The following is a 21,760-nucleotide window of genomic DNA, read 5'->3' on the forward strand; positions in this document are numbered from 1 at the left end:
GACATCCCCACCGGCTCCTACCTGCCCTGACACCACCCGCGCCAGGTCTCCCCACCCTCGACCCGGCACGGGCACCAACCTCCACCAGGGGAACGAAGGGCCGCCTGGCCCCCACCGGGCGGCCCTTCGCTTGGCACCACACCGGCACCGGTCCTGCTGTTGGTCGACGCGGCGGGCCCGATGCGGGGGCTGACACGCTCGATCTCTACCGATAGCGTCGACGCCGGGACGGCGACGTCCGCCCGCCGCACCGGAGGAGACGCCGATGTTCGAAGAGTTCATGGGCATCCCCGCCCATCCCCTCGTGCTGCACGCCGCGGTCGTGTTCGTGCCGCTGCTGGCCCTTCTGACGATCGGCTACGCGCTCGTCGCGCCGATCCGTCCGCACACCCGCTGGGTGCTCGGGCTGCTTGCCCTGGCCGCCCCGGTCACCGCGCTGCTGGCAAAACTCTCCGGTGACGCCTTCTTCGACCGGCTGCGATCCGCGAACCGGGTCACCCCGGAGTTCATTCCCAAGCTGGAGGCGCACCAGCAGTTCGGCAACTACACGCTCTACGCCACCATCGCGTTGGCGATCGTGGCGCTGGCCCTGGTCTGGTTCGTGCCGCCGCGAGTCGCCGACCCGAGCGCCACCGACCCGAGCGCCACCGAGACGAGCGCCACCGAAGCGAACGCCACCGGGGGCGGCGGCACCGGTCGGGCGCTGACCCTGGCATTGCAGGTGCTGTCGCTGGTGGCCGCTGCCATCGCGGTGTACTACGTGATCCGCACCGGCGACTCCGGCGCGAAGGCGGTCTGGGAGGGCCAGTGACCTGACCGCGCGCGGAGCCGCCCCGTGTCGGCCCCTGCGCTCGGCCGGCAGTGAGCGGCGCGCGCCGCGCTCAGGCCACGTCGTCGCGTACCCGCCAGGAGATGGCGAGGAGCCAACCCGAGATGAGCACCGCCCCGACGGCGAAGCGGATGCTCGCACTGTCCTCGCTCCACGGCAGGGCGGTGAGCACGAACGCGACGACGCCGCTCACGGCGCTGTACGCCGCCCAGCCCCGTCGCCGCTGGCCGGCGAACCGCCAGGCGAACAACAGGCCGGCCGCGATCAGCGACAGGAACGCCCCCGCGCCGCAGACCGTGTGCAGGATGGTGCCGGTGCTGGCGTGCTCGGGTGCCCCCTCGGGAGCACCCGGCGGCCAGCCGTACGCGGGGTCGGGGGTGAAGATCCCGCCACCGACCATCGCCACCCCGTACACGCCGACCAGCAGCGGCCCCACCGTGCCGGCCCGACCGGGTCGGAGCGCCCGCCACAGGCCCACCGCGAAGGCGACAGCCAGCAGGCCGGTGCCCGCGAACGCGACGAACTGCAGCCAGCCGAGGTCGCCGAGGGTGAGTGAGCTCAGCGCGTGTCGGCGCAGGTCGAACCCGGGGCGGGTGAGGGCCTGCCCGAACGACAGGGCGGGAAAGAGAACACCGGCGACCGTACCGCACACCAGCAGGTGACGGGTTCGGCGGCGGTGGGCTGACAGCGACCCCTCGGGGACGGTGGTCGTGGACGACATCTGCGGGCCTCTCGAATCGGCGGGACGTTCCACCGTCACGACGAACGAGGCCAGCCCGGATCGACACGGCCAGCGAAACAGCGCGGCCGCCGGTGTGGCCCGGTGCACGACCGGGCCACACCAGCGTGCTGACGATCAGCCGGCGACGTACGCCCGGATGATGGTCTGGTCGATGCCGCTACCGCCGTTGGCGTCGGCCTTCACCCGCAGCGAGACGGGCTTTCCGGCGGCGGCCTTCGGCAGCTCGGTCCGGTAGCTGTCGCCACCGCGGGTGACCCGGGCCGTCGTCCAGGTGGCGCCGTCGTCCGTCGAGGTCCAGACCTGGAACGAGGTCACCTTCTGCGCCGGCACACCGTGCGCCTGGCGGACGGCGAACTCCGCCGTGCCCCCGGTGGCGTGGTTGTTGGTGTCCATCGGCAGCGCGTAGTCGACCGCGAGCAGCGGCAACGGGGCACTCCCGGTCCCGGACGGCCCGGCCGACCGGAACGTCCACGAGGTGTTGACGTGCGTCGACACCGGCAGGATCAGGCTCGTGTCGACGTCGAGGGTGAGCCGGTAGTCCGACGCCTGCTGCGGGACGGTGAAGTCGGCGAGCGGGCGGTCCCGCTCCTCGACCAGCTTGCCGTTGCGGTAGAGCGACAGCTTGCGCTTCACCCCGATCGCGTTTCCCTGCAGGCAGTCGGCCCGCTGGTGCTGGTCGACGAGCGACGCCAGGTCCACGTGCAGGTTGCCCCGGGTCCGCGACGGCGGGGTCGCACAGACGAAGCCGGCACCGGCCGGGTCGTCGTACCAGCCGGAGTGCAGCGGCTGCCGCGCCCAGATCTTGCTCTGCCGGCTGCCCGGCTGGTAGCTGCGCGGCGCCTCCTGGGCCGACAGTCCACCGTAGACACCCTCGTCGAGCCAGCGGATGCCGGGCGCGACGTAGTCGGTCCGGTACGGAGGCAGCGGCGCCTCGTGGGTCTGGGTCACCGGAATTCCGTCGGGAGTGATGCCGGTGCGGATCAGCTGGGTCAGCATCTCCGGCGAGTCCATCTGGTGGAACCGCTCGTCGATGCGGGCCAGCTTGGCCTGCTCGGCCGCCGTCACCCGGAACGCGGGATCGGTCGTTACCCCGTTGGCGTACTCGTGCACCAGGTTGTAGCGGTACGGCTTGGCGGTGCCGGCCGGCGAGTCCAGGTTGACGGCCGCCCACGCGCGTCGCGTGCCGATGCTGGGCTTCGGCAGCGCGGTGGCGCGGACCGTCGTCGCCGACCCATACCCGCTGACCTGCATGAACCGGGACAGGCCGTTGGGAGCGGTCTGGACGGTCGTCAAGTCGACCTTGGTCGGCTTGGTGGCGACGCCGTCGACCGTCGCCGTCACCGGCCGGGCTCGCGCCGGGTCGAGGGTGATGGTGCGGTCGCCGTTGACGAGCAGATCGGTCTCGCCGACGAGCGACGTCTCCAACACGTCGCTGTCGACGTAGTACGCCACCGACGCACCGAGGACCGAGTAGTGACCCTCCGGCACCCGGATGGTGAAGGTCTCGCCGGGGGTACCGAACGGCCCGTCGATGTAGATGAGCGGGTCGATGAGGTTGGTGACCGGGACGTTGAGCCAGGTCTCGGCACCCTCCTTCAGGTTCGTCAGCGGCTTCGTCTTGATCGTCAGATCGAAGCTGCGCGGCTCGACGTGGAAGCTCACCGGGGTGCTTGAGACAAGCTTGCGGCCGGCGGTCCGTGCGGTGACGGTGGCCAGGTAGTAGCCCGGACGGGCGCCCAACGCCGCCCGGTTGACCCGGAGCGTCGCGTCGGCGGTAGCGCCGCGCTTGAGCGTCAGCCGGGTCGTGGAGAGCGACGCCGCGCCGCGCGGCACCGGCTTTCCGTCGTGGTTGACGAGCGTCACGTCGAGGTCGAGCACGACGCTCGCCGCGCTCGGCCCACCCGTCCAGCTCAGGTTCGTCACGCTGCTGCCGGACTGCGGATACACGAACGTGCCGAGGTTGACCACCGGCTGGTTGCTGACCGGGCCGGACAGGGCCCGGGCCGCGTCGAGCCGACCGGCGCCGACGGCGTACGGGTCGATGCCGGCCAGGGGGTCGGCGGCACCGACGAGCGCGGCCTTGATCCGGTCCCCGGTCCAGTCCGGGTGCCGCTGGACGAGCAGGGCGGCGGCGCCGGCCACGTGCGGGGACGCCATCGAGGTGCCGCTGATCGCCTCGTAGTACTGGTCGATCGGGTCCTGCAGGTTCGTGCCGGCGGCCCTGGCGGCGACGATGTCGACGCCCGGTGCGACCACCTCAGGCTTGGCCACGTGGCTGGTGACCAGCGGCCCGCGGCTGGAGAAGTCGGCGAGCTTGTCGTCCCGGTCGACGGCGCCGACGGTCAGCGCGCTGGCGGCCGAGCCGGGCGAGGAGATGGCGGCGCCGCTGTTGCCGGCGGCGATCACGAAGAGCACGCCGGTCTGCTTGCTCAACCCGTCGACAGCCAGCGAGAGCGGGTCGTTGCCGTCGTCCGCTTCGGAACCGCCGAGGCTCATGTTGATAACGTCGGCCCGGGAGGCGGCCCACTCCATGCCGGCGATGATGCCGGAGTCCTCACCGGAGCCGTGGTCGTCGAGCACCTTGCCGATCACCAGTTGGGCGTCCGGTGCCACGCCGCGACGCTGGCCGTGCGCGGCCGCGCCGGTGCCGGCGATGGTCGACGCGACGTGCGTACCGTGGCCGTTGTGGTCGACGGCGTCGCCGTCCTCGGCGGTGAAATCGGCCCGGTCGACCACCCGGCCGGCCAGGTCCGGGTGGGTGAAGTCGGCGCCGGTGTCGAGCACCGCGACCCGGGCGCCCTTACCGGTGTAGCCGGCCTTCCAGGCGTCGGGTGCGGCGATCTGGTCGAGGTTGCGGTCGAGGTTCGCGCCGTGGCCGGTGCCGTGGTCGCCGCCGGTCAGCGCGGTCGCACGGACCTTGCGGTCGAGCCACACCTTCTTCGCGCCGGCGAGCAGCGAGTTGGTCGCCAGCTTCGCGGTGGCCGGGCTCTTCTTGGGTACGTGGCCGGCCACCGCGTCGATACTCGGCAGAGCCAACGTGTCGGCGAGCGCCGCCACCCGGGCCGACTCGGTGGCGGGCTGCACGATGACCGGCAACTCGGCGGTGTTCTCGTCGTCGTAGCCGTCCGCGATCAGGGCGGTGACGTCGAAGAGGTCGGGGTCGAGGACCGGGCCGATCTGGGACGCGACGCGGGCCGGGATGACGTGCAGGTGACCGTCGGGACCGCAGGTCTGTCGGATCACCGCGCTCGGGTCGGCCGGCCGCACCGTGGCCTGCGGGCATCCCGACCCGGTGCTCCGGACGGTCACCACGTCACCGGTCAGCAGGGTGACGGTGTGGGTCTTCACCTCGGCGGGGGTGTCGGGTGCGCCAGTCAGGGTTGCACCGTCGGGGCCGGCCGTGGCCGGGCTGCCCGGCGCAGCGGTCAACGCCGTTGCCGTGACGGCGAGGGCCAGCAGCCATCGCGTTTTCCTGAGCATCTTGCTCCCTGTCCTCAATGGGGGAACGCGCCTCTTGAGCGACTAATGAGCAAGATCATATGGGTGCCCGCACCATTTATTAAGCCCTCGGACGACGCAGTTTCATCTCAGCAAAACCGCCGGTTGCGGACCCGCCACCTCGCGTGAGGTCGAATTCCACAATGCGTCACCGCCGTGTTCAAGGCAGATATTCATCACGTATTCATCGACAATCCGCGGCACCGTGCCCGCACCTGCGTTCTGGCTCGTCACCGGTCAGTCGCGCAGCAGTGGAAGCACCCGCCGGCCGAGCAGGTCGATCCCCTGGCGCGGCGTCAACCCGTGCGGGGTGCCGAACTCGACCCGGCTCGCCCCGGCGTCGAACACCTCGGCGGCCTGCCCCGCGACGTGCTCCGGGGTGCCGGAGAAGGCGAACAGGTCGAGCAGGTCGTCGCCGATCAGCGCACCGGCGAGATCGTCCTCCCGACGGGTGACGTGCCGCTGGATCCGGGCCAGCAGCTCGGGGTCCACCTCGATCGTCGGGTCGTGAGCGGCGACCACCGCGAGGTACATGGCGACCTCCCGGCGGGCCACCCGGCGGGCCAGCGCGCCGTCCTCGTCGACGACGGTGACCGCTCCCAGCACCACACCGGTCTCCGCGCCGTGTCCCTCGACCGCCGACGCGTCCAGCCAGGCCCGCATCGTCCTGGCCATCGCCGGGTTCGCCGACCCGCCCACCTTGACCTCGCTGGCGAACGCGGCGGCCGCCCGTGCGGTCTGCCGGCCCCAGGTGCCGACCAGGACCGGTACGTCGGGACGAGCCGGTGTGTAGCGCAGTGACGTGCCCGGCGCCACGGTGAACTCCCGTCCCTGGAAACCGCCGTCGTCGCCGGCGAGCAGCAGCCGGACCACGTCGACCGTCTCGACGATCCGCCGGATGGGTCGGAGCTGCGGTACGCCCACCTCGCTGAGCCAGGTGCCCCGCGCCAGCCCGAGGTAGGCGCGACCGTTCGAGGCCAGGTCCAGCGCGGCGACCTGACCGGCGACCTCCACCGGGTGCATCGTGAACGGGTTGAGGCAGGCCGCGCCGAGGCGGATCCGCCGGGTGTGCCGCGCCGCCACCAGCAGGGGGAAGATCGGCGGCTGGTACATCAGGTCACCGAAGACCGACAGCACGTCGAAGCCGTGCCGTTCGACCAGTTCGGCCAGCTCGGCGTACTCGTCGGCGGACTTGTCGGACTGCAGGCCTATGCCGACCGCGCGGTGGCGTCGCCCCACTCTCACGTCAACTCTCCGGTGGCGATCTGCCGGCGACCCGTCCGCTCGATGCGCATGATGACCCGCTCGTCCGGGTCGGGGCAGGCGACGTGGCTGTCCTGGGCCAGCCAGTCCCCATCGGACAGATCGCGCTGCTTCGCCGGGAGCAGTGGCAGGCAGGCGGCGAGGGCGTACAGGCAGAAGTGCCGGCCGGCGGGGATGCTGAGCCGGTTGGATTCGGTGAGGTCGAAGTGGTCGCCCGGTCGCAGGCCACACACCGAGCGGCCCTCGATCCGCTCCACCACGACCCGCAGGTCGTACAGGTCGGTGGTCGGCTCGTCGGCGCTCATCGCACGGCCTCGGCGTGGTGGTGCACGATCCGCCAGGTGGCCCCCTCGCGGCGCAGGACGTCGGTCACCCGGAAGCACTCGTCCGGCCGGTCCCCGCCGTAGCGGGCCCGCAGCACGTAGCGCACCAGGCCGGTGTCCTCCCAGGCGTCGGCGCGGAACTGTTCCGGCGCCACGGCGACCGGAGGTGGCCCCGATGCAGCGGTCGCCCGGCGGTCCCGGAGGTCGTCCAGTGCGGCCAGACCGGACAGCAGGGCGTCGGCGTCCGACTCCCAGATGGTCAGGTCGGGGTGCAGGTACGCGTCGAAGGCGGGCCGGTCGCCCAACGACCGGTACAGGTCGCTGATCAGGGTGGTGAGTTCGTCAGTGGTCATCGGCGGTCACTTCCGGTGAGGTGCGGGGTGGTCAGGGCAGTTCGGCCAGGCGGGCGCGCAGCGGGTCCAGCCCCATGGGTCCGAGCGCCAACGCGGTGTGGTGGAACCGCTTGCGGTCGAACGCGGCACCCGCACGCCGTTCGGCCTCCCGGCGGGTCTGCTGCCACAGCCGGGCACCGACCTTGAAGGCCAGCGCCTGCGCCGGCCAGCCGAGATAGCGGTCGACCTCGAACCGCGCGGTCGTGACGTCCAGCCCGGCGACGCGGCTCAGGAAGTCCACGGCGAGCCCGGGTGTCCAGTGCCGCCGCTGCTCGGTGAACGCGTTGCCGGCCGGGATCGGCAGACCGAGGTGCAGGCCGAGGTCGATGACCACGCGGGCGGCACGCCACATCTGGCCGTCGAGCATGCCGAGCCGTTCGGCTGGGCTGGCGTACAGGCCGATCTCGTCGGCGAGTCGCTCGGCGTAGTGCGCCCAGCCTTCGGCGTACCCGTGCACGTGGCAGAGCACGCGCTGCCACGGGTGCAGGTCGGCGGTGGTGAGGGTGATGGCGTGCTGGAGGTGGTGGCCCGGAAGCCCCTCGTGGCAGAGCGTCCCGACGTGCCGCCATACCGGCACGGTCGACTCGCCCGGTGGCACCGACCACCAGATTCCGCCGGGACGGGTCAGCGCCGGGTCGGGTGGGGTGTAGTACATGACCCCGGACGCGGCGGGACTGATCCGGCAGACCACCGGCCGGGTGGCCGCCGGGATGTCGAAGTGGGTGCCGTCGAGTGCGTCGGTCAGCAGCGCGGTCCGCTGTCGCAGCCACTCTTCCAGGGCCGGTCCGGCCGGCACCCGACCGGCCGGGTCGGCGTCCAGCGCCGCCCGTGCCGTCGGCACGTCCGGGTGGCCCAGCTCAGTCGCGGCGGTACGCAGCTCGCCGGCGGTGCGGTCCAGTTCGACCCAGCCGTAGGCGTACACCTCGTCCAGGTCGACCGACGCGCCGAGGAAACTGCGGGCGGTGACCCGGTAGAGCTCGCCGCCGACGCCGTCGACCTCGGACGCGGCGGGTGCCAGCTCGGTCCGCAGGAAGGCGGCGAAGCCCGCGGTGGCGGCCGTGGCCAGCCGAGCGCCGAGGTCCAGCTGCGCGGTGAACGGTCCACCGGGATAGCCGGCCACCAGTCGACCGTAGAAGTCGGCGGTGGTCCAGGCGCTGCACTGGTCGGCGACCACCAGCACCTGGCGGCGCGCGACCAGCTGACCGCGCTGCGCCGAGCGGCGCAGCGTCGCGGCGTAGCGGTCGAGGGCGTCGGGCACCTGGCGCAGGTGGGCGGCGACGACCTCCCAGTCGTCCTGGGTCTGTCGGGGCAGGTTGTCGAAGATCTGCCGGACCAGGTGCACCGGAGTGGCCAGCGGGGCGAGCAGCCGGGTGGTGAAGCCCGCGTCGTACAGGTCGATCTCGCTGGCCAGCCGGTCCAGCAGGGCGCCGGCCAGGGCCCGCTCGCCCGGGCCGTCCGTGGTCGCCGTGACGGCGGCCGTCGCGGTCCGGCGGGCCAGCTCCGCGCGGGCGTCGAAACCGTCCGGGGACAGGTCCGGAACGTGCGATTCAGGGGTACGCCCCGACGCCTCGGCGGCCTGCGGGTCCAGCGCGGCGAGCGCGGCGAGGTAGTCGTCGGTTACCCGGGTGACACTGGTCATTTCGCTGCCCGGGTACGGCCGTGGTCGTCGCGATACACGACGCCGCCCTTCATCACCATGTGCAGGGAGCGCAGCGCGGAGACCGAACGGGTCGGATCGTCACGCAGCACCAGCAGGTCGGCGTGCTTACCGACCTCGACGCTGCCGAGCGTGCCGTCCCGACCCAACCACTGGGCGGGGCGGATGGTGGCGGCCCGGAGCGCGTCCGCGACCGGCATCCCGGCGTCCACCATGAACTCCAGTTCGCGGATGGTCGCGGTGGTCTCGTCGTACCCGGCGTGCGGGGGCATGTCACTGCCCAGGGCGATCGGCACGCCGTTGCGGATGGCGTGCTGGAGGCTCTCCCAGTGCCGGGGGCCGGCCGCGAGGGCCCGGTCCATCAGCCAGCCGGGCACCCCGGAGTCGCGGAAGAACTGTTCGCAGCGGCTCACCACGATGGTCGGCACGTACCAGACACCCCGGTCGGCCATCAGCCGGGTGACCTCGTCGGTCAGCTCGTAGCCGTGCTCGACGCAGTCGAGGCCGAGCTCCACCGCGCGGCGGACCGAGTCGGCCGGGCCGGCGTGCGCGGTGACCTTGCGTCCCCAGTCGTGGGCGACGCCGATGACCGCGGCCATCTCGTCGTCGAGCAGCTGCGGGGTGTCGATCGCCTCGTGCTGCCCGGCGATGCCGCCGGAGATGCAGACCTTGATCAGGTCGGCGCCGGCGCGGAGCTGCTCGCGGGTGGCCCGGCGGAATCCGTCCGCCCCGTCGGCTTCGAGGGCGTCGGCCTCCCAGCCGTGTCCGCCGGTGCAGCAGAGGGCGTGCCCGGCGGTGAAGATGCGGGGTCCGTCGACCGCGCCGGCCTCGATTCCCTTGCGCAGGGCGAAGTCGGCGTACCGGCTCTCGCCGACCAGCCGGGCGGTGGTGACGCCGGAGTGCAGGGTACGCCGGGCCGAGTCGGCCATCAGCAGCACCAACTCGGCGAGGTTGGCGCTGTGCACCGTGTCGGCGAGGTGGCCGGGCAGGCCGAGGGAGAGGTGGACGTGCATGTTGGTCAGGCCGGGCATGACGTGGTCGCCGCCGAGGTCGACCACCCGGGCGTCGCCGGCCTCGGCGAGCACGTCGTCGACCTGGCCGACGGCACGGATCATGCCGTCGGCGTCGATCCAGATGCCTCGGTCCGGCTGGCTGGCGTCGTCCACGCCGTCGTAGAGGGCGAGGTTGACCAGGACCTGTTCGGTACGGGTGCGCATGGCGACGTCCTCAGAGTGTGCGCGCGGTGGTCGGTGCCACCGCTGGGTCGGTGAGCCAGCAGGCGGCGCTGCGGCCACCCAGGTCGACGGTGGGTGGTTGGTCGCCGCACGGGTCGAAGGCGTGCGGGCAGCGCGGCCGGAACCGGCATCCGGTGGGGGCGTTGGCCGGGTCGGGCACCTCCCCGGCGAGGATGGCCGGCAGTGCGGGGGTGGGGCCGATCTGGGGTACCGCGTCGATCAGCGCCCGGGTGTACGGGTGCCGGGGCGCCCGCCACAGCTCGCGGGTGGGCGCGGTCTCGACGATCCGCCCCAGGTACATCACGGCGGTGACGTCGGCGATCTCGTGCACCAGCGCGAGATCGTGCGAGATGAACAGCATTCCCATGTCGAGGTCTCGGACGAGCCCCACCAGCAGGTTGACCACCTGGGCCTGGGACGAGGCGTCCAGCGCGGTGACCGGCTCGTCGGCGATGATCATGCGGGGTTCCGGTGCGAGCGCGCGGGCGATGGCGAGTCGCTGCCGCTGGCCGCCGGAGAACTGGTGCGGATAGCGGTCCGCGGTGCTGGCCGGCATGCCCACCCGGTCGAGCAGCTCGTGCACCCGGGCCCGCCGGGCCGCGCCGGTGACCGTGGCCGGCACACCGTCGAGGAGCTGGGAGCCGATGGTGCGTCGGGGGTTCAGCGAGGCGTACGGGTTCTGGAAGACCATCTGCAGGCCGACCTCGGTGCCCGAACGGCGTCTCCAGCCGAGTGCGGTGACGGGTTGGTCGGCGAACTCGACGGTTCCCGCGCTCGGCGTGCTCAGGCCGACCGCGACGCGGGCCAGCGAGGACTTGCCGCAGCCGGACTCGCCGACCAGGCCGACGATCTGGCCGGGCAGCACCTCCAGGCTGACCCCGGCGACGGCGCGGACCCGCCCACGCCCCCGGGCCCGGTACTCGACCTCGACGTCCGTGAACCGCAGCCGGCTCGCCGGGGTACGGGTGCTCATACGGCCACCTCCAGGTGCGGACGGACCACGCAGGCCACCGACCGGTCGACGCCGACGGGGGCGAGCGGCGGCGGGGCCGTGGCGCAGGACGGTTCGGCGTACCCGCAGCGGGGTTCGAACGGGCAGCCCGGCGGCGCCTCGCCGGGGGCCGGCGGAGCACCCGGGATGGGCCGCAGCGTGCCGACGGTCTGCGTGCCGTGCGGGCGGGCACCGAGCAGCGCCGCCGTGTACGGATGGGTGGGCTCGGTGAGCAGCGCGCCCGTCGGACCGGTCTCCACGACCCGCCCGGCATAGAAGACGTAGCCCCGGGTGGTGAGTGCGCTGAGCACGCCGAGATCGTGGGTGATGAACGCGACGGCCAGCCCGGTCTCGGCGCGCAGCCGATCCAGCAGGGCGAGGATGCCGGCCTGCACGGTGACGTCCAGCGCGGTCGTCGGCTCGTCGGCGATCAGCAGCCGGGGACGGGCGGCCAGGGCGATGGCGATGGCGACCCGCTGGCGCATGCCGCCGGAGAACTGGTGGGGGTACGCCCGCAGGGCCCGCTCCGGATCCGGGAGGCGTACCTGGTCGAGCAGTTCGACTGCCCGGCGGGTCGCGGCCCGACGGTCCAGACGCAGGTGCACGCGCATGTGCTCGGTGAGTTGCCGGCCGACGGTGAGCATCGGGTGCAGGGCCGCGGTCGGGTCCTGGAACACCATCGCGATGCCCGCCCCGCGGACCCGCTGCCAGCCCCGAGGGTCCAGGCCGAGCAGTTCGGTGCCGGCGAACCGGGCCGAGCCGCGCACCGACGCGCCCGGCGGCAGCAGTCCGAGCAGGGTCTGCGCGGTGAGGCTCTTGCCGCAGCCGCTCTCCCCCGCGATGCCCACCAACTCTCCTTCGTCGACGGTCAACGACACGTCGTGCAGGATCGGCAGCGGGCCTCGGGGTGAGGGCAGGGTGACGGCCAGGGAGTCGACGTCAAGCAGCGGTGCCACCTCAGCGTCCCTTCGCGTAGCGGGGGTCGAGCCGGTCACGCAGCGCGTCGCCGAGCACGTTGAAGGCCATCACGACGGTGAGGATGGCCAGGCCGGGAAAGACGCTCACCCACCACATGGACAGGTCCTGGGCGCCGAGGGCGACCATCGAGCCCCACTCGGCGGCCGGTGGCCGGGGCCCCAGGCCGAGGAAGGACAGCGCGGCGAGCAGCAGCACCGCGTTGCCGAGCTCCAGGGTGGCCAGCACGATCGCCGGGCCGACGCTGTTGGGCAGGACGTCGCGGCGCAGCGCGCGGATCGGCCCGACGCCGAGCAGCCTCGCCGCGTTGAGGTAGTCGTCGCCGCGCATGCCCAGCACGGCGCTGCGGATGACCCGGGCGTAGACCGGCCAGGACACGATGACCAGCGCCAACACGGCGTTGCGGGTGTTCGGGCCGAACGCGGCGGTCACCGCCATGGCCAGGATGATCTGCGGGAAGGCGAACACCAGGTCGGTCAGGCGCATCAGCGCCTCGTCGACGAACCGGCCGACGTATCCGGCGACCAGACCGAGCAAGCCACCGACCAGCAGGGCCAACGAGACGATGGCCAGCGCCAGCGGGATGGACAGCCGGGCGCCGTGCAGGACCCGGCTCAGGATGTCCCGGCCGAGCGAGTCGGTGCCGAACCAGTGTGCTCCGGAGGGCGGCGCGTAGGCGTCCGGGCTCTGCGCCAGCGGGTCGTACGGTGCGAGGACCCCGGCGAGCAGCGCCACCAGCAGCCACCCGCCGAGGATGGTCAGCGCCACGACGGTGATCGGCTGCCGCCAGACCGGCCGGCTGGTGGGGCCGCCGCGCAGACGGCCGAGCCAGCGCCGCCGGGCCAGCGCGCCGGCCGCCTTCGGGTCCGGGGCCAGTGGGCCGGGTGCGAGTGTCGTCATGACAGGCGGATCCTCGGGTCGATGAGCCCGTACAGCAGGTCGACGGTCAGGTTGACCAGCGTGTAGACCAGTGCCACGAACAGGCTCACGCCGAGGATCGCGGGCAGGTCCAGCGCCGTGGCGCTGCGGTAGGCGTACTGGCCGACGCCGGGCCAGCCGAAGATGCTCTCGACCAGCACCGTGCCGGACAGCAGCGAGGCGAAGGCCAGCCCGGAGACGGTGACCACCGGGACCAGGCCGGCCCGCAGCAGGTGCCGGCGGAGCACCACCCGGGCCGGCAGACCCTTGGCGTACGCGGCACGGATGTAGTCCTGCTGGAGCACCTCCAGCATGGCGGACCGGACGAACCGGACCAGCATCGCCACGGTCAGCGAGGTCAGCACGAGCACCGGCAGGGACAGGTGCTGGGCGGCGTCCCAGGCGACGTCCCACTGCCCGGCGAGCGCCCCGTCCACGGTGTACATGCCGGTCACCGTGGGCGGTGGACTGAAGTCGGTGGACAGCCGACCACCGCTGGGCGCGAGGCCGAGCTGGTAGAAGAAGACGTAGAGCACGACGAGCGACAGCCAGAACGGCGGGGTGGAGAGACCGAGCAGGGCACCGACCCGGACGACCTGGTCGGTGAACCGGCCGTTACGGACCGCCGCGAGCATGCCGACGCCGGTGCCGATCAGCAGCGCCAGCACCATGCTCGGAATGGCCAGCTCCAGGGTCGCCGGCACGTAGTGCAGCAGGTCGTCCAGGACCGCCCGGCCGGTCTGCTGCGAGTGGCCCAGGTCGCCGTGCAGCAGGTTGCTCAGGTAGTGCAGGTACTGCGCCCAGAGCGGCTGGTCCAGGCCCCACTTCTGGCGGAACGCGGCCACCGCGGCGGGGTCGTTGAGCGCCTGGTCGGAGAGGTTCGCGGTGACCGGGTCACCGGGAACGACGTTGACCAGACCGAACGTCACCACCGTGACGCCCAGCAGCAGTCCGGCGGTGATCGCCACCCGCTTGGCCAGGAAGGCCAGCAACGGATGCCCGCGCCGGGGCCGGGACGCGGTCGTGGTGACCGCGCCCGGCTCGCCGTTGTGCACTGTCGTCATGTCGTCGGGACTACTTGCGGCCGACCGCGGCGACGTCCACCTGCCAGCCGGCAGCGGTGTAGTCCGTACCGGTCAGGTCCTTGGTCGCCACCACGATCGAGGAGTTGCTGGCCAGCACGATGTACGGGGAGGACGCGTTCATCAGGCGCTGCCACTCCTGCATGGCGGTGGCCCGGCCGGCCAGGTCGAGGGTCGCGGTGACCTTCTTGCCGGCGGCCACGACGGCCGGGTCGGCCCGCTCGACGGTCCAGCCCGAGCGCAGCGCGGTGGCCTGTCCGGGCGCGATGTTGTTGATCAGCGAGTCGGCGACCGGGTAGTTCAGGCTCTGCGGGGTGAAGCCGAGCGGCGACTTCCCGCCGCGCATCTCGTCGAGGAAGGTGGTCAGCGGCTGCGGGTTCAGCTCCAGCTTGATACCGGCCTCGGCGGCGTCGCCCTGCACCTTGGTGGCCACGGTGCCCAGGTCCACGCCCTTGTAGGTGATGGCGGGGTAGTTGAATTTCACCGTGGGGTTGGTCAGGCCGGCGTCGGCGAGCAGCGTCTTGGCCTTGGCCACGTCCCGCTTGGACTCCTCGCCGGTGGGCAGGGCACCCGGGAAGGCGGGCGCGACCAGCCCGGCGCCGGGCGCGGCGCCCTTGCCGTACAGGGCGGCGATGCCCTGGTAGTCGATGGCCGCCCGGAGCGCCTGGTTGAACTTCGGGTTGGCGGTGACCGCCGAGACGGCCGGATCGGCGTTGAGGAAGAGGAAGTACACCGTGTCCTGCACGCCGGAGGTCTGCAGGGTGCCCGGCAGTCCGTCGAGGAGCTTTCCGGAGATGTCCAGGGAGATCTCGGCGGCCTCGGCGCGCTGCATGGTCAGCTTCTGGGTCTGCACGTCCATGTTGCGCAGTACCACCCGGGCGAACTGCGGCTTCGCGCCCCAGTACTTCGGGTTGGCCTCCAGCACCACCTGCGACGACGGGTCGTACGACTTGAGCACGTACGGGCCGCTGCCGAGCGAGGTGGTGTCCAGGTACTGCTGCGCGGTGTCGCCCTGCGCGGCGTCGGCACCGTCGCGGGCGCCGTGCTCCTTGGCCGCCTTCGCGTTGAGCACCGCGGTCGACGGCATCGACAGCACCACCGGGACGTTCGGGTCCGGGTTGGCCGAGGTGACCACGACGGTGCTGTCGTCGGTCTTGGCCACGGTCAGGCCGGCGACCGTGACCGCGGGGCTGCCCTTGATGTTCTTCAGCCGGTTGAGCGAGAAGACGACATCGTCGGCGGTGAGCGGGCTGCCGTCGGCGAACGTCACGCCCTGGCGGAGCTTGAAGGTGAAGGTCTTGGCGTCCGGCGACGCCTGGTACGACTCGGCCAGCGCGGGGACCGGCTTGCTCACGTCCGAGCCCTTGAAGGTGAGCAGGGTGTCGTAGAGTGCGTGCACGGCGGTCAGGCCGGTCGCCTCGTAGACCCGGCCGGGGTCGAGAGTCTTGAGCACGAACGAGGTGTTCACGGTGAGCGTCTTGGCCGTACCGTTCGCGTTTCCACCACTGCCGCCGGCGCTGCACGCGCTGACGGAGAGGACGGCCAGCGTCGCCAGAGCGGACGCTCCGGCGAGGAGCCGGCGGGGGGACACCGACATGCTGTTCCTACCTTCTTATCGCGCGGACCGCTGCGCGGGATCCGCAGGGCGACGCCCGGGGGCGACTCGTGCCTCGACGCGGCTTGTTCACCAGAGCTAAACATTGCCGCTTGATGTTTAGTGATCTTAAACAGGCCTGTATAGTTTGGTCAATCACAGTTCAGCCACGCTGTATTTGGAACGAGGACACATGCTCGGTGACCGGCTCCGCGACCTGCGCCAGCAGCACTCCCTCACGCTGCGCCAGCTCGCCACAGCAGCCGACGTGTCCCCCGCACTGCTCAGCCAGATCGAGAACGGCGCGACCGATCCCAGCCTGGCCACCCTGCGAAAACTCGCCCAGGTCTTCGACACCTCGATCGCGGCGCTCTTCTCCGAGCCCGAGGCCCCGCCGGTGCACGTGAGCCGAGCCGGGGCACGAACCAGGCTGGCCGCTCCCCCCGGCCAGATCGCCTACGAGCGACTCACCCCCGGCCGTGGCGACCTGGAGGTGCTCCAGGCCAACCTCGCCCCCGGCGACGCCAGCTCGGCCGAGCCGTGGGCCCACCCGTCGACCGAGTGCGCGATCGTCGTCACCGGCGAGGTCGTCGCCGAGATCGGTGGCGAGTCGTACACCCTGACCGCCGGAGAGGCGGTCACCTTCGACTCGCGCCTGGCGCACCTCTACCGCAACGCCAGCGACCGGCCTGCCCACCTGATCATCGCGGTGACGCCGCCGACCCCCTGACACGTCGCTCTCGCCCCATTGTGGACGAAGGCCGCATCCCCGCCCGAAGGGATCGACGGGAGTGCCGGACAGACCTAGCATGTGGACGAATGGATCTTCGGGATCCATCCCCCGGCCGACCCCCGGCAACCAGCCCGACCGAAGGGAGACGCGCGTGCGTCGACCCCGCTATCTGGCACTACTCAGCGTCGGCGTGTCCGGCGCTCTGGCCGTGAGCGCCGCACCGGCGGCAGCGGCGGCCCAGCCCGCGGCGACCACACCGACCGGCACCGTGGTCAGTGACGGCATGACCCAGCCCGTGTTCTCGCTCGCCGACGCGATCGAGGAGCGGGTGTTCGTCCAGACCCCGGTCGACACCGACCACGACGGCAACCGCGACCGGGTCGCCATCGACATCAGCCGCCCCCGGGAGACCGCCACCCAGGGCTTCAAGGTGCCGGTCATCTTCGAGCACAGCCCGTACCGCAAGGACACCTGGGGCGACGTGCCGTACCCGAGCGTGCTGGTGGACGACCTGCCGCAGAACGGCTCGACGAACCGCTCCGGGCTGCGGGCGTCCGACCAGGGCGCCCAGCTCGCCAAGGCGAAGGCCAACCTGCCCGGCTCGCTGGACGACTACTACGTGCCCCGCGGCTACGCGGTGGTGCTCGGCCAGAGTGTCGGCACCGGCGACTCGGACGGCTGCCCGACCAGCGGCGACCAGGCCGAGACGCTCGGCACCAAGGCGGTCATCGACTGGCTCAACGGCCGGGCCAAGGCGTACGACGCCAACGGTGCCCCGGTGACCGCCGACTGGACCACCGGCGCGGTGGGCATGACCGGCGTCTCCTACAACGGCACGCTGCCCAACCAGGTGGCCACCACCGGAGTCAAGGGACTCAAGACCATCGTGCCGGTCTCCGCGATCAGCAGCTGGTACGACTACTACCGGGCCAACGGCCTGGTCGTCGCACCCGGCACCTTCCAGGGCGAGGACCTGGACATCCTGGCCCAGTACACCGCTGGCCAGACCCGGGCCGAGGGGCCCTGCGCCGACGAACTCGCGAAGATCACCGAGGAACAGGACCGGGTCACCGGCGACTACTCGAAGTTCTGGCAGGACCGCGACTACCTGGACGCCCGCGACGTACGGGCGAGCGTCTTCGTCGTGCACGGCCTGAACGACTGGAACGTGAAGACCGAGCACTTCGCCGGCTGGTGGGACGAGCTCGCCAAGCGCGACGTACCGCGCAAGATCTGGCTGCACCAGGGCGGGCACGGTGGCCCCGGCAGCAGCGCCTCGGTGACCCTGCCCAGCGGTCAGACCTGGACCTACAAGCAGACCGAGAACCGCTGGTTCGACTTCTGGTTGTGGAACGTGCGCAACGGGATCATGGACGAGCCGACCGCCGTGCTCCAGCGCGAGGACCGGGCCTACACCACGTACGCCAACTGGCCCGATCCGGCCGCCCGGGAGGTCGGGCTCACGTTCGCCACGACCGACGCGACCGCCCCGGGCACGCTCACCTCGGGCAAGGCGCCGAAGACCAAGGTCGAGCAGCGCTTCGTGGACGAGGGTCGGACCATCCACCCGGACACCCTGGTGGCCAACCCGGACGTGGCGAGCGCGAACCGACTCGCCTACCGCTCCCCCGCACTGGCCCAGAACGTCCGCATCTCCGGACGCCCGGAGATGCGGTTGCGGATGGCGATCGACAACAAGCCGGACGCGAACCTCACCGCGTACCTGGTCGACTACGGGCCGGCCGGCTCGACGGCCGCGCCGGTCGTGGTGACCCGGGGCTGGATGGACCCGCAGAACCGCAAGAGCCCGGCCCGGACCGAGTCGGTGCGCCAGGGCAAGTTGTACGACTACCGGTGGACCATGGAGCCGAAGGACTACATCTTCCCGGCGGGCCACCGGATCGGCGTGGTCGTCTTCTCCAGCGACCAGGAGTACACCCTGCTGCCGCTGGGCGGCACCGAACTGCGGGTCGCGCCGAACGCCAGTGAGGTGCGGCTGCCGGTGGTCGGCGGGCGGGCCGTCCTCGGGTTCTGAGTCGATCCCCTGCGAAACGGTGGGGCGGCCCGACGTGTCGGGCCGCCCCACCGGCGTCACTGGATGTGTCGCGACAACGTCGTCATTTCCGCCAATCGCGGCACGTATTGACAATCGTCGACATCGGGGTGAGGCTGGGATGTGAGAGCGCTCTCTCGCACCTGGGCTCAACAGACCACCACCAGTCTGGCCAGGGAAACTCCGATGTCTTCGGCGGCGGCCGGAGCTGTCCCTGACCCGTCCCCCCGACAGGAGTCACGAGATGGACAGGGCCGCACCCCTCTCCGGCACCCACCGCCGACTGCGTATCGCCACGGCGGTCGGCGCACTGCTGCTACTGCTCGGCACCTACCTGGTGTCCACCAACGGCCGGGCCGACGCCGCCCCGGGTGCCAACGTCATCCGGGTGGCCGAGTTCCCCGCCGACTGCACCTACAGCCACCGACTGCCGGACGACCCGATCATCTTCCCCGGGCTGCCCGGCGCCTCGCACATGCACAGCTTCTTCGGCAGCAGGGTGACGAACGCCCACACCACGCTCCCCGACCTGGTCAACTCGACCAGCACCTGCAACCCGCAGGTGGACGTGTCGTCGTACTGGACGCCGACGCTCTACAACAACAACGTGCCGGTGGAGCCGGCCATCGCCACCTTCTACTACCTGGGCGAGGGCGTACGCGCCGACGTCGTCGCCAACACCCAGCCGTTCCCGTTGGGGCTGCGGCTCGTCGCCGGCAACGCCAAGGCCACCGGCCCGAACGACAGCATCGCCCGCTGGTCCTGCCTGCACGCCGGGCAGGTACCGCCGTCGAAGGACTTCGTCACCTGCCCGGCCGGCACGATGCTGGAGTCGTACCTGGACTTCCCGCAGTGCTGGAACGGCCGTGACCTGGACTCGCCGGACCACAAGAGCCACCTGGCGTACCCGGTGAACCAGGCCTGCCCGGCCACCCACCCGGTGCCGGTGCCGAAGCTGCGGCAGGTGCTGCGGTACCCGGTGAACGGCAATCCGGCGGCGTTCCGGCTGGCCTCCGGGCCGGGTTACACGATGCACGGTGACTTCTTCAACGCCTGGCCGGTGGCCGAGATGGCTCGCCGGGTCCAGGACTGCATCCGCCCGGTCATCAAGTGCGGAGCCGACGGCCGACCGATCTGAGCCGACCCGTTCGCACCCCCGAGGCGGGCCCGGTCACGCCGGGTCCGCCGTCGGGGCGGAGAGGAGGCCGGATGCGCGCGTCCGCCATCGCAGTGTCCACCGTGTTCATCGCGGCTCTGCTCGGCGCCGGTTGCGCCGCCGACCCGCCACACGCCACCGGCACCGCCGCACCGCTCACCACCGGACCTCCGGCGGCCGGACCGTCGAGCCTGGCGGCCCCCACGGGTACGGCCGGAGGATTCAGCCCCACCGACATCGCGTGGCTCCAGTTGACGGTTGCGCAGATCGAACGGCTGCTGCCCGTACTCGATCTGGTGCCGGCCCGGACCACCGACCCGGCCTGGCGGCGTCTCACCACCCAACTCGAGGCCACCCACCGCGCCGACCTGGACCGGGCCCGTCGGCTGCTCGCCGAGTCCGGGGCCCCGGCGACCAACCCGCACGAGGGTCACGACATGCCGGGCATGGTCACCGCCGAGGAACTGAGCGCCCTGCGATCGGCCACCGGGAAGCCGTTTCACCGACTGCTCGCCGGGCACCTGCGCGCGAACCTGACCCAGTCGGTCCGGATCGCCACGGCCGAGCAGAAGGGCGGAGCGCACCCCCGCACCACCGCGTTGGCCACGGCGGTGGTGCGGACGGGCAACGCGGAACTCGCCCGGCTCGACCGGATCGACCAACCACCGACGGCCGTCCCGGTGGCCGGGCACCGCCGGTAGCGGTGGTCGATCAGGCGACGAACCGGGTCCGGCGACGACGGGCCAGCAGGTAGCCAGCGGCACCGAGCGCGAGCAGTACGCCCCCCACGCCGACGATCAGGCCAGCCCTGGCACCGGTGATCGGCAACGAGCCGTCGTCCCCGCCAGCCTGGCCGCCGTCGCCGTCGCCGTCACCGACACCGTCGCCGTCACCGTCGCCACCGCCGGGAGACCCGTCGCCGCCACCAGGGGTCACGGTGACCACGATCGGCGCGCTGTCGTTGGTCGCGTCGAGGTCCTTGGTCCCGTTCTCGATAGCCGCCTTCACCTCGCCGGGTTGACCGTCGGCCTTGTCGATGCGCAGCTCGAACTCGAACTCCGCCTTGTCACCCTTGGACAGGCGATCAGGCCAGAAGCACACGTAGACCGGGACGCCGGGCGTACCGGCCCCCGCACGGATCGAGCAGGACTCCGGGACCTTCAGGGCGGTGACGCCGGTCGGCAGCGTGATCTTCGGCTCGACCCAGTACCCCGTGCCGCCGATGTTGATCGCCGCCGGGCCGTTGTTGAGATAGCCGATCTTCACCGGTACCACGGCGCCGACCTCACCGGTGACCGTCGCCCCGAGTGCCGCCACGTCGACACCCTGGTCGCCGGTCACCTGGACTCGTACCAGAGTTTCGGCGTCCCGCGGGGTCAGGTCGGTCTGCGGAACGCGCCGCAGGGCAACGGAATCCAGCGTCAGCTCACCTTCGGTGCCCTTTTGCCAGCGATCGTCGTTGGAGTTCGTCGCGGACTTGAAGGCCTCCCAGTCGGCCGGGGTCCGCCACCTCGCGTTGGCGATGTGACCGCTGGGCGCGAAGGTGTCATCCGGCACCCTGAACCCGAAGCCGGAGTCCAGCCGCACAGCGGCACCCGGGTCGAGGGTGACGTCGAAGTGGCAGGCGAAGGCGAGTTCGAACCAGCCCTCGTTGGTGTACTCGCAGTTCCGATAGCGCTTGGTAGGGACGAGACCATCGCTCGCGACGACGAAGAGCACCACACCCTCGGTGGCCTTCGCACCCCGATTCTCCATCCGGAGCGGGGTCTCGAACGTGGCACCAGGAGCGCCGGTCAGATCCACCGCCTCCTGGGCGACGAGATCGACGCCCGCACCGATGCTGACCGTGGAACGGAAACTGGTCGAGCTGGAGGTGGCATCGTCGGTGACGGTGAAGAGCAGTTCACCCTCCTGGCCGGGCCTGGCGTCGTCCTTCGCCTGCACCGACACCGACACCAGGTTGAGGTAGGAGGCATCGTCGGGCTCATCCGGGTGCTTGCAGGTCAGGATCGCGCCCGACTCGGTGCAGACATCCGTACTGCTGTTGCGCACCTGGGCGATACCGGAAACCTTGCTCCGGTCCACCGTGACGGTGTAGTCGTCGCCCCGCCCTTCGGTGATGCCGTAGAGGCTGATCGAGTTCGCCGGACCGCCCGGCGCGACGAGCGCGTTGTTGGCGTAGACCTTGAGGTCCTTGGCCGGAACGGCGGGAACCGGGGTCGCCGAGACGACGACGAGCACCGCTGCGGCGCCTGTCACTGCAAGCCAACGCCGGGCGGATCGCTTGAACAACACCGGGGTCCTCCGAGGGCGGTCGGC

The 21,760-nt window shown here is 71.7% G+C and carries 18 protein-coding genes; 5 read left to right on the forward strand and 13 right to left on the reverse strand.

The genetic code is table 11. From position 1 onward, the window contains the following. Positions 1–265 precede the first annotated feature (265 nt). On the forward strand, positions 266–811 hold the full coding sequence (locus tag ACFQGL_RS11550; RefSeq protein WP_377509754.1) for a DUF2231 domain-containing protein: 546 nt from the start codon (positions 266–268) through the stop codon (positions 809–811). A 70-nt stretch (positions 812–881) separates the two neighbouring features. On the opposite strand, the gene ACFQGL_RS11555 is transcribed toward ACFQGL_RS11550, so the two are convergent. The 12 genes from ACFQGL_RS11555 to ACFQGL_RS11610 form a co-directional block, all read right to left on the reverse strand. Further along, complete coding sequence (locus ACFQGL_RS11555) at positions 882–1,550, reverse strand: DUF998 domain-containing protein (RefSeq protein WP_377509757.1); 669 nt, start codon at positions 1,548–1,550, stop codon at positions 882–884. A 135-nt stretch (positions 1,551–1,685) separates the two neighbouring features. Beyond that, the gene (locus tag ACFQGL_RS11560; protein WP_377509760.1) at positions 1,686–5,051 is read right to left on the reverse strand and encodes a S8 family peptidase; all 3,366 of its coding nucleotides are present in this window, start codon (positions 5,049–5,051) and stop codon (positions 1,686–1,688) included. A 255-nt stretch (positions 5,052–5,306) separates the two neighbouring features. Continuing rightward, positions 5,307–6,314: an LLM class flavin-dependent oxidoreductase gene (locus ACFQGL_RS11565; RefSeq protein WP_377509763.1), complete on the reverse strand. Its 1,008-nt coding sequence runs from the start codon at positions 6,312–6,314 to the stop codon at positions 5,307–5,309. Beyond that, complete coding sequence (locus ACFQGL_RS11570; RefSeq protein WP_377509766.1) at positions 6,311–6,637, reverse strand: TIGR04076 family protein; 327 nt, start codon at positions 6,635–6,637, stop codon at positions 6,311–6,313. The genes ACFQGL_RS11565 and ACFQGL_RS11570 overlap by 4 nt, the downstream gene beginning before the upstream one ends. Then, complete coding sequence (locus ACFQGL_RS11575; RefSeq protein ID WP_377509769.1) at positions 6,634–7,008, reverse strand: nuclear transport factor 2 family protein; 375 nt, start codon at positions 7,006–7,008, stop codon at positions 6,634–6,636. The genes ACFQGL_RS11570 and ACFQGL_RS11575 overlap by 4 nt, the downstream gene beginning before the upstream one ends. 31 nt (positions 7,009–7,039) lie before the next feature. After that, entirely contained in the window at positions 7,040–8,686 is a 1,647-nt protein-coding gene (locus ACFQGL_RS11580; protein ID WP_377509772.1) for a DUF885 domain-containing protein, read from the reverse strand. Then, complete coding sequence (locus tag ACFQGL_RS11585) at positions 8,683–9,921, reverse strand: amidohydrolase family protein (protein WP_377509775.1); 1,239 nt, start codon at positions 9,919–9,921, stop codon at positions 8,683–8,685. Before ACFQGL_RS11585 ends, ACFQGL_RS11580 begins: the two co-directional genes overlap by 4 nt. A gap of 10 nt (positions 9,922–9,931) precedes the next feature. Continuing rightward, the gene (locus tag ACFQGL_RS11590; protein ID WP_377509778.1) at positions 9,932–10,912 is read right to left on the reverse strand and encodes an ABC transporter ATP-binding protein; all 981 of its coding nucleotides are present in this window, start codon (positions 10,910–10,912) and stop codon (positions 9,932–9,934) included. Beyond that, the gene (locus ACFQGL_RS11595; RefSeq protein WP_377509781.1) at positions 10,909–11,886 is read right to left on the reverse strand and encodes an ABC transporter ATP-binding protein; all 978 of its coding nucleotides are present in this window, start codon (positions 11,884–11,886) and stop codon (positions 10,909–10,911) included. Before ACFQGL_RS11595 ends, ACFQGL_RS11590 begins: the two co-directional genes overlap by 4 nt. 1 nt (position 11,887) lies before the next feature. Continuing rightward, the gene (locus tag ACFQGL_RS11600; protein WP_377509784.1) at positions 11,888–12,805 is read right to left on the reverse strand and encodes an ABC transporter permease; all 918 of its coding nucleotides are present in this window, start codon (positions 12,803–12,805) and stop codon (positions 11,888–11,890) included. Then, positions 12,802–13,887, reverse strand: coding sequence for an ABC transporter permease (locus ACFQGL_RS11605; protein WP_377509787.1), 1,086 nt, complete (start codon positions 13,885–13,887; stop codon positions 12,802–12,804). The genes ACFQGL_RS11600 and ACFQGL_RS11605 overlap by 4 nt, the downstream gene beginning before the upstream one ends. 10 nt (positions 13,888–13,897) lie before the next feature. Next, on the reverse strand, positions 13,898–15,502 hold the full coding sequence (locus ACFQGL_RS11610; protein WP_377509791.1) for an ABC transporter substrate-binding protein: 1,605 nt from the start codon (positions 15,500–15,502) through the stop codon (positions 13,898–13,900). 190 nt (positions 15,503–15,692) lie between these two features. Here ACFQGL_RS11610 and ACFQGL_RS11615 point away from each other — a divergent pair, with 190 nt between their 5' ends. The 4 genes from ACFQGL_RS11615 to ACFQGL_RS11630 all read left to right on the forward strand — a co-directional run bounded on the left by ACFQGL_RS11615 (position 15,693) and on the right by ACFQGL_RS11630 (position 20,142). Then, entirely contained in the window at positions 15,693–16,229 is a 537-nt protein-coding gene (locus ACFQGL_RS11615) for a cupin domain-containing protein (protein WP_377509794.1), read from the forward strand. Between the two features lie 154 nt (positions 16,230–16,383). Next, a complete protein-coding gene (locus ACFQGL_RS11620) occupies positions 16,384–18,267 on the forward strand; it encodes a Xaa-Pro dipeptidyl-peptidase (RefSeq protein ID WP_377509797.1) in 1,884 nt (627 codons plus the stop codon). A 262-nt stretch (positions 18,268–18,529) separates the two neighbouring features. Beyond that, complete coding sequence (locus ACFQGL_RS11625) at positions 18,530–19,423, forward strand: DUF1996 domain-containing protein (RefSeq protein ID WP_377509800.1); 894 nt, start codon at positions 18,530–18,532, stop codon at positions 19,421–19,423. A 71-nt stretch (positions 19,424–19,494) separates the two neighbouring features. Further along, positions 19,495–20,142, forward strand: coding sequence for a DUF305 domain-containing protein (locus ACFQGL_RS11630; RefSeq protein WP_377509804.1), 648 nt, complete (start codon positions 19,495–19,497; stop codon positions 20,140–20,142). Positions 20,143–20,152: 10 nt separating this feature from the next. Here ACFQGL_RS11630 and ACFQGL_RS11635 read toward each other — a convergent pair whose 3' ends face one another. After that, positions 20,153–21,700 carry a cell wall anchor protein gene (locus ACFQGL_RS11635; RefSeq protein WP_377509807.1) on the reverse strand — a complete coding sequence of 516 codons (1,548 nt, stop codon included), beginning with the start codon at positions 21,698–21,700 and terminating at the stop codon, positions 20,153–20,155. Positions 21,701–21,760 lie beyond the last annotated feature (60 nt).

Source organism: Micromonospora vulcania, assembly GCF_042658605.1.
GTDB classification, from domain to species: domain Bacteria; phylum Actinomycetota; class Actinomycetes; order Mycobacteriales; family Micromonosporaceae; genus Micromonospora; species Micromonospora vulcania.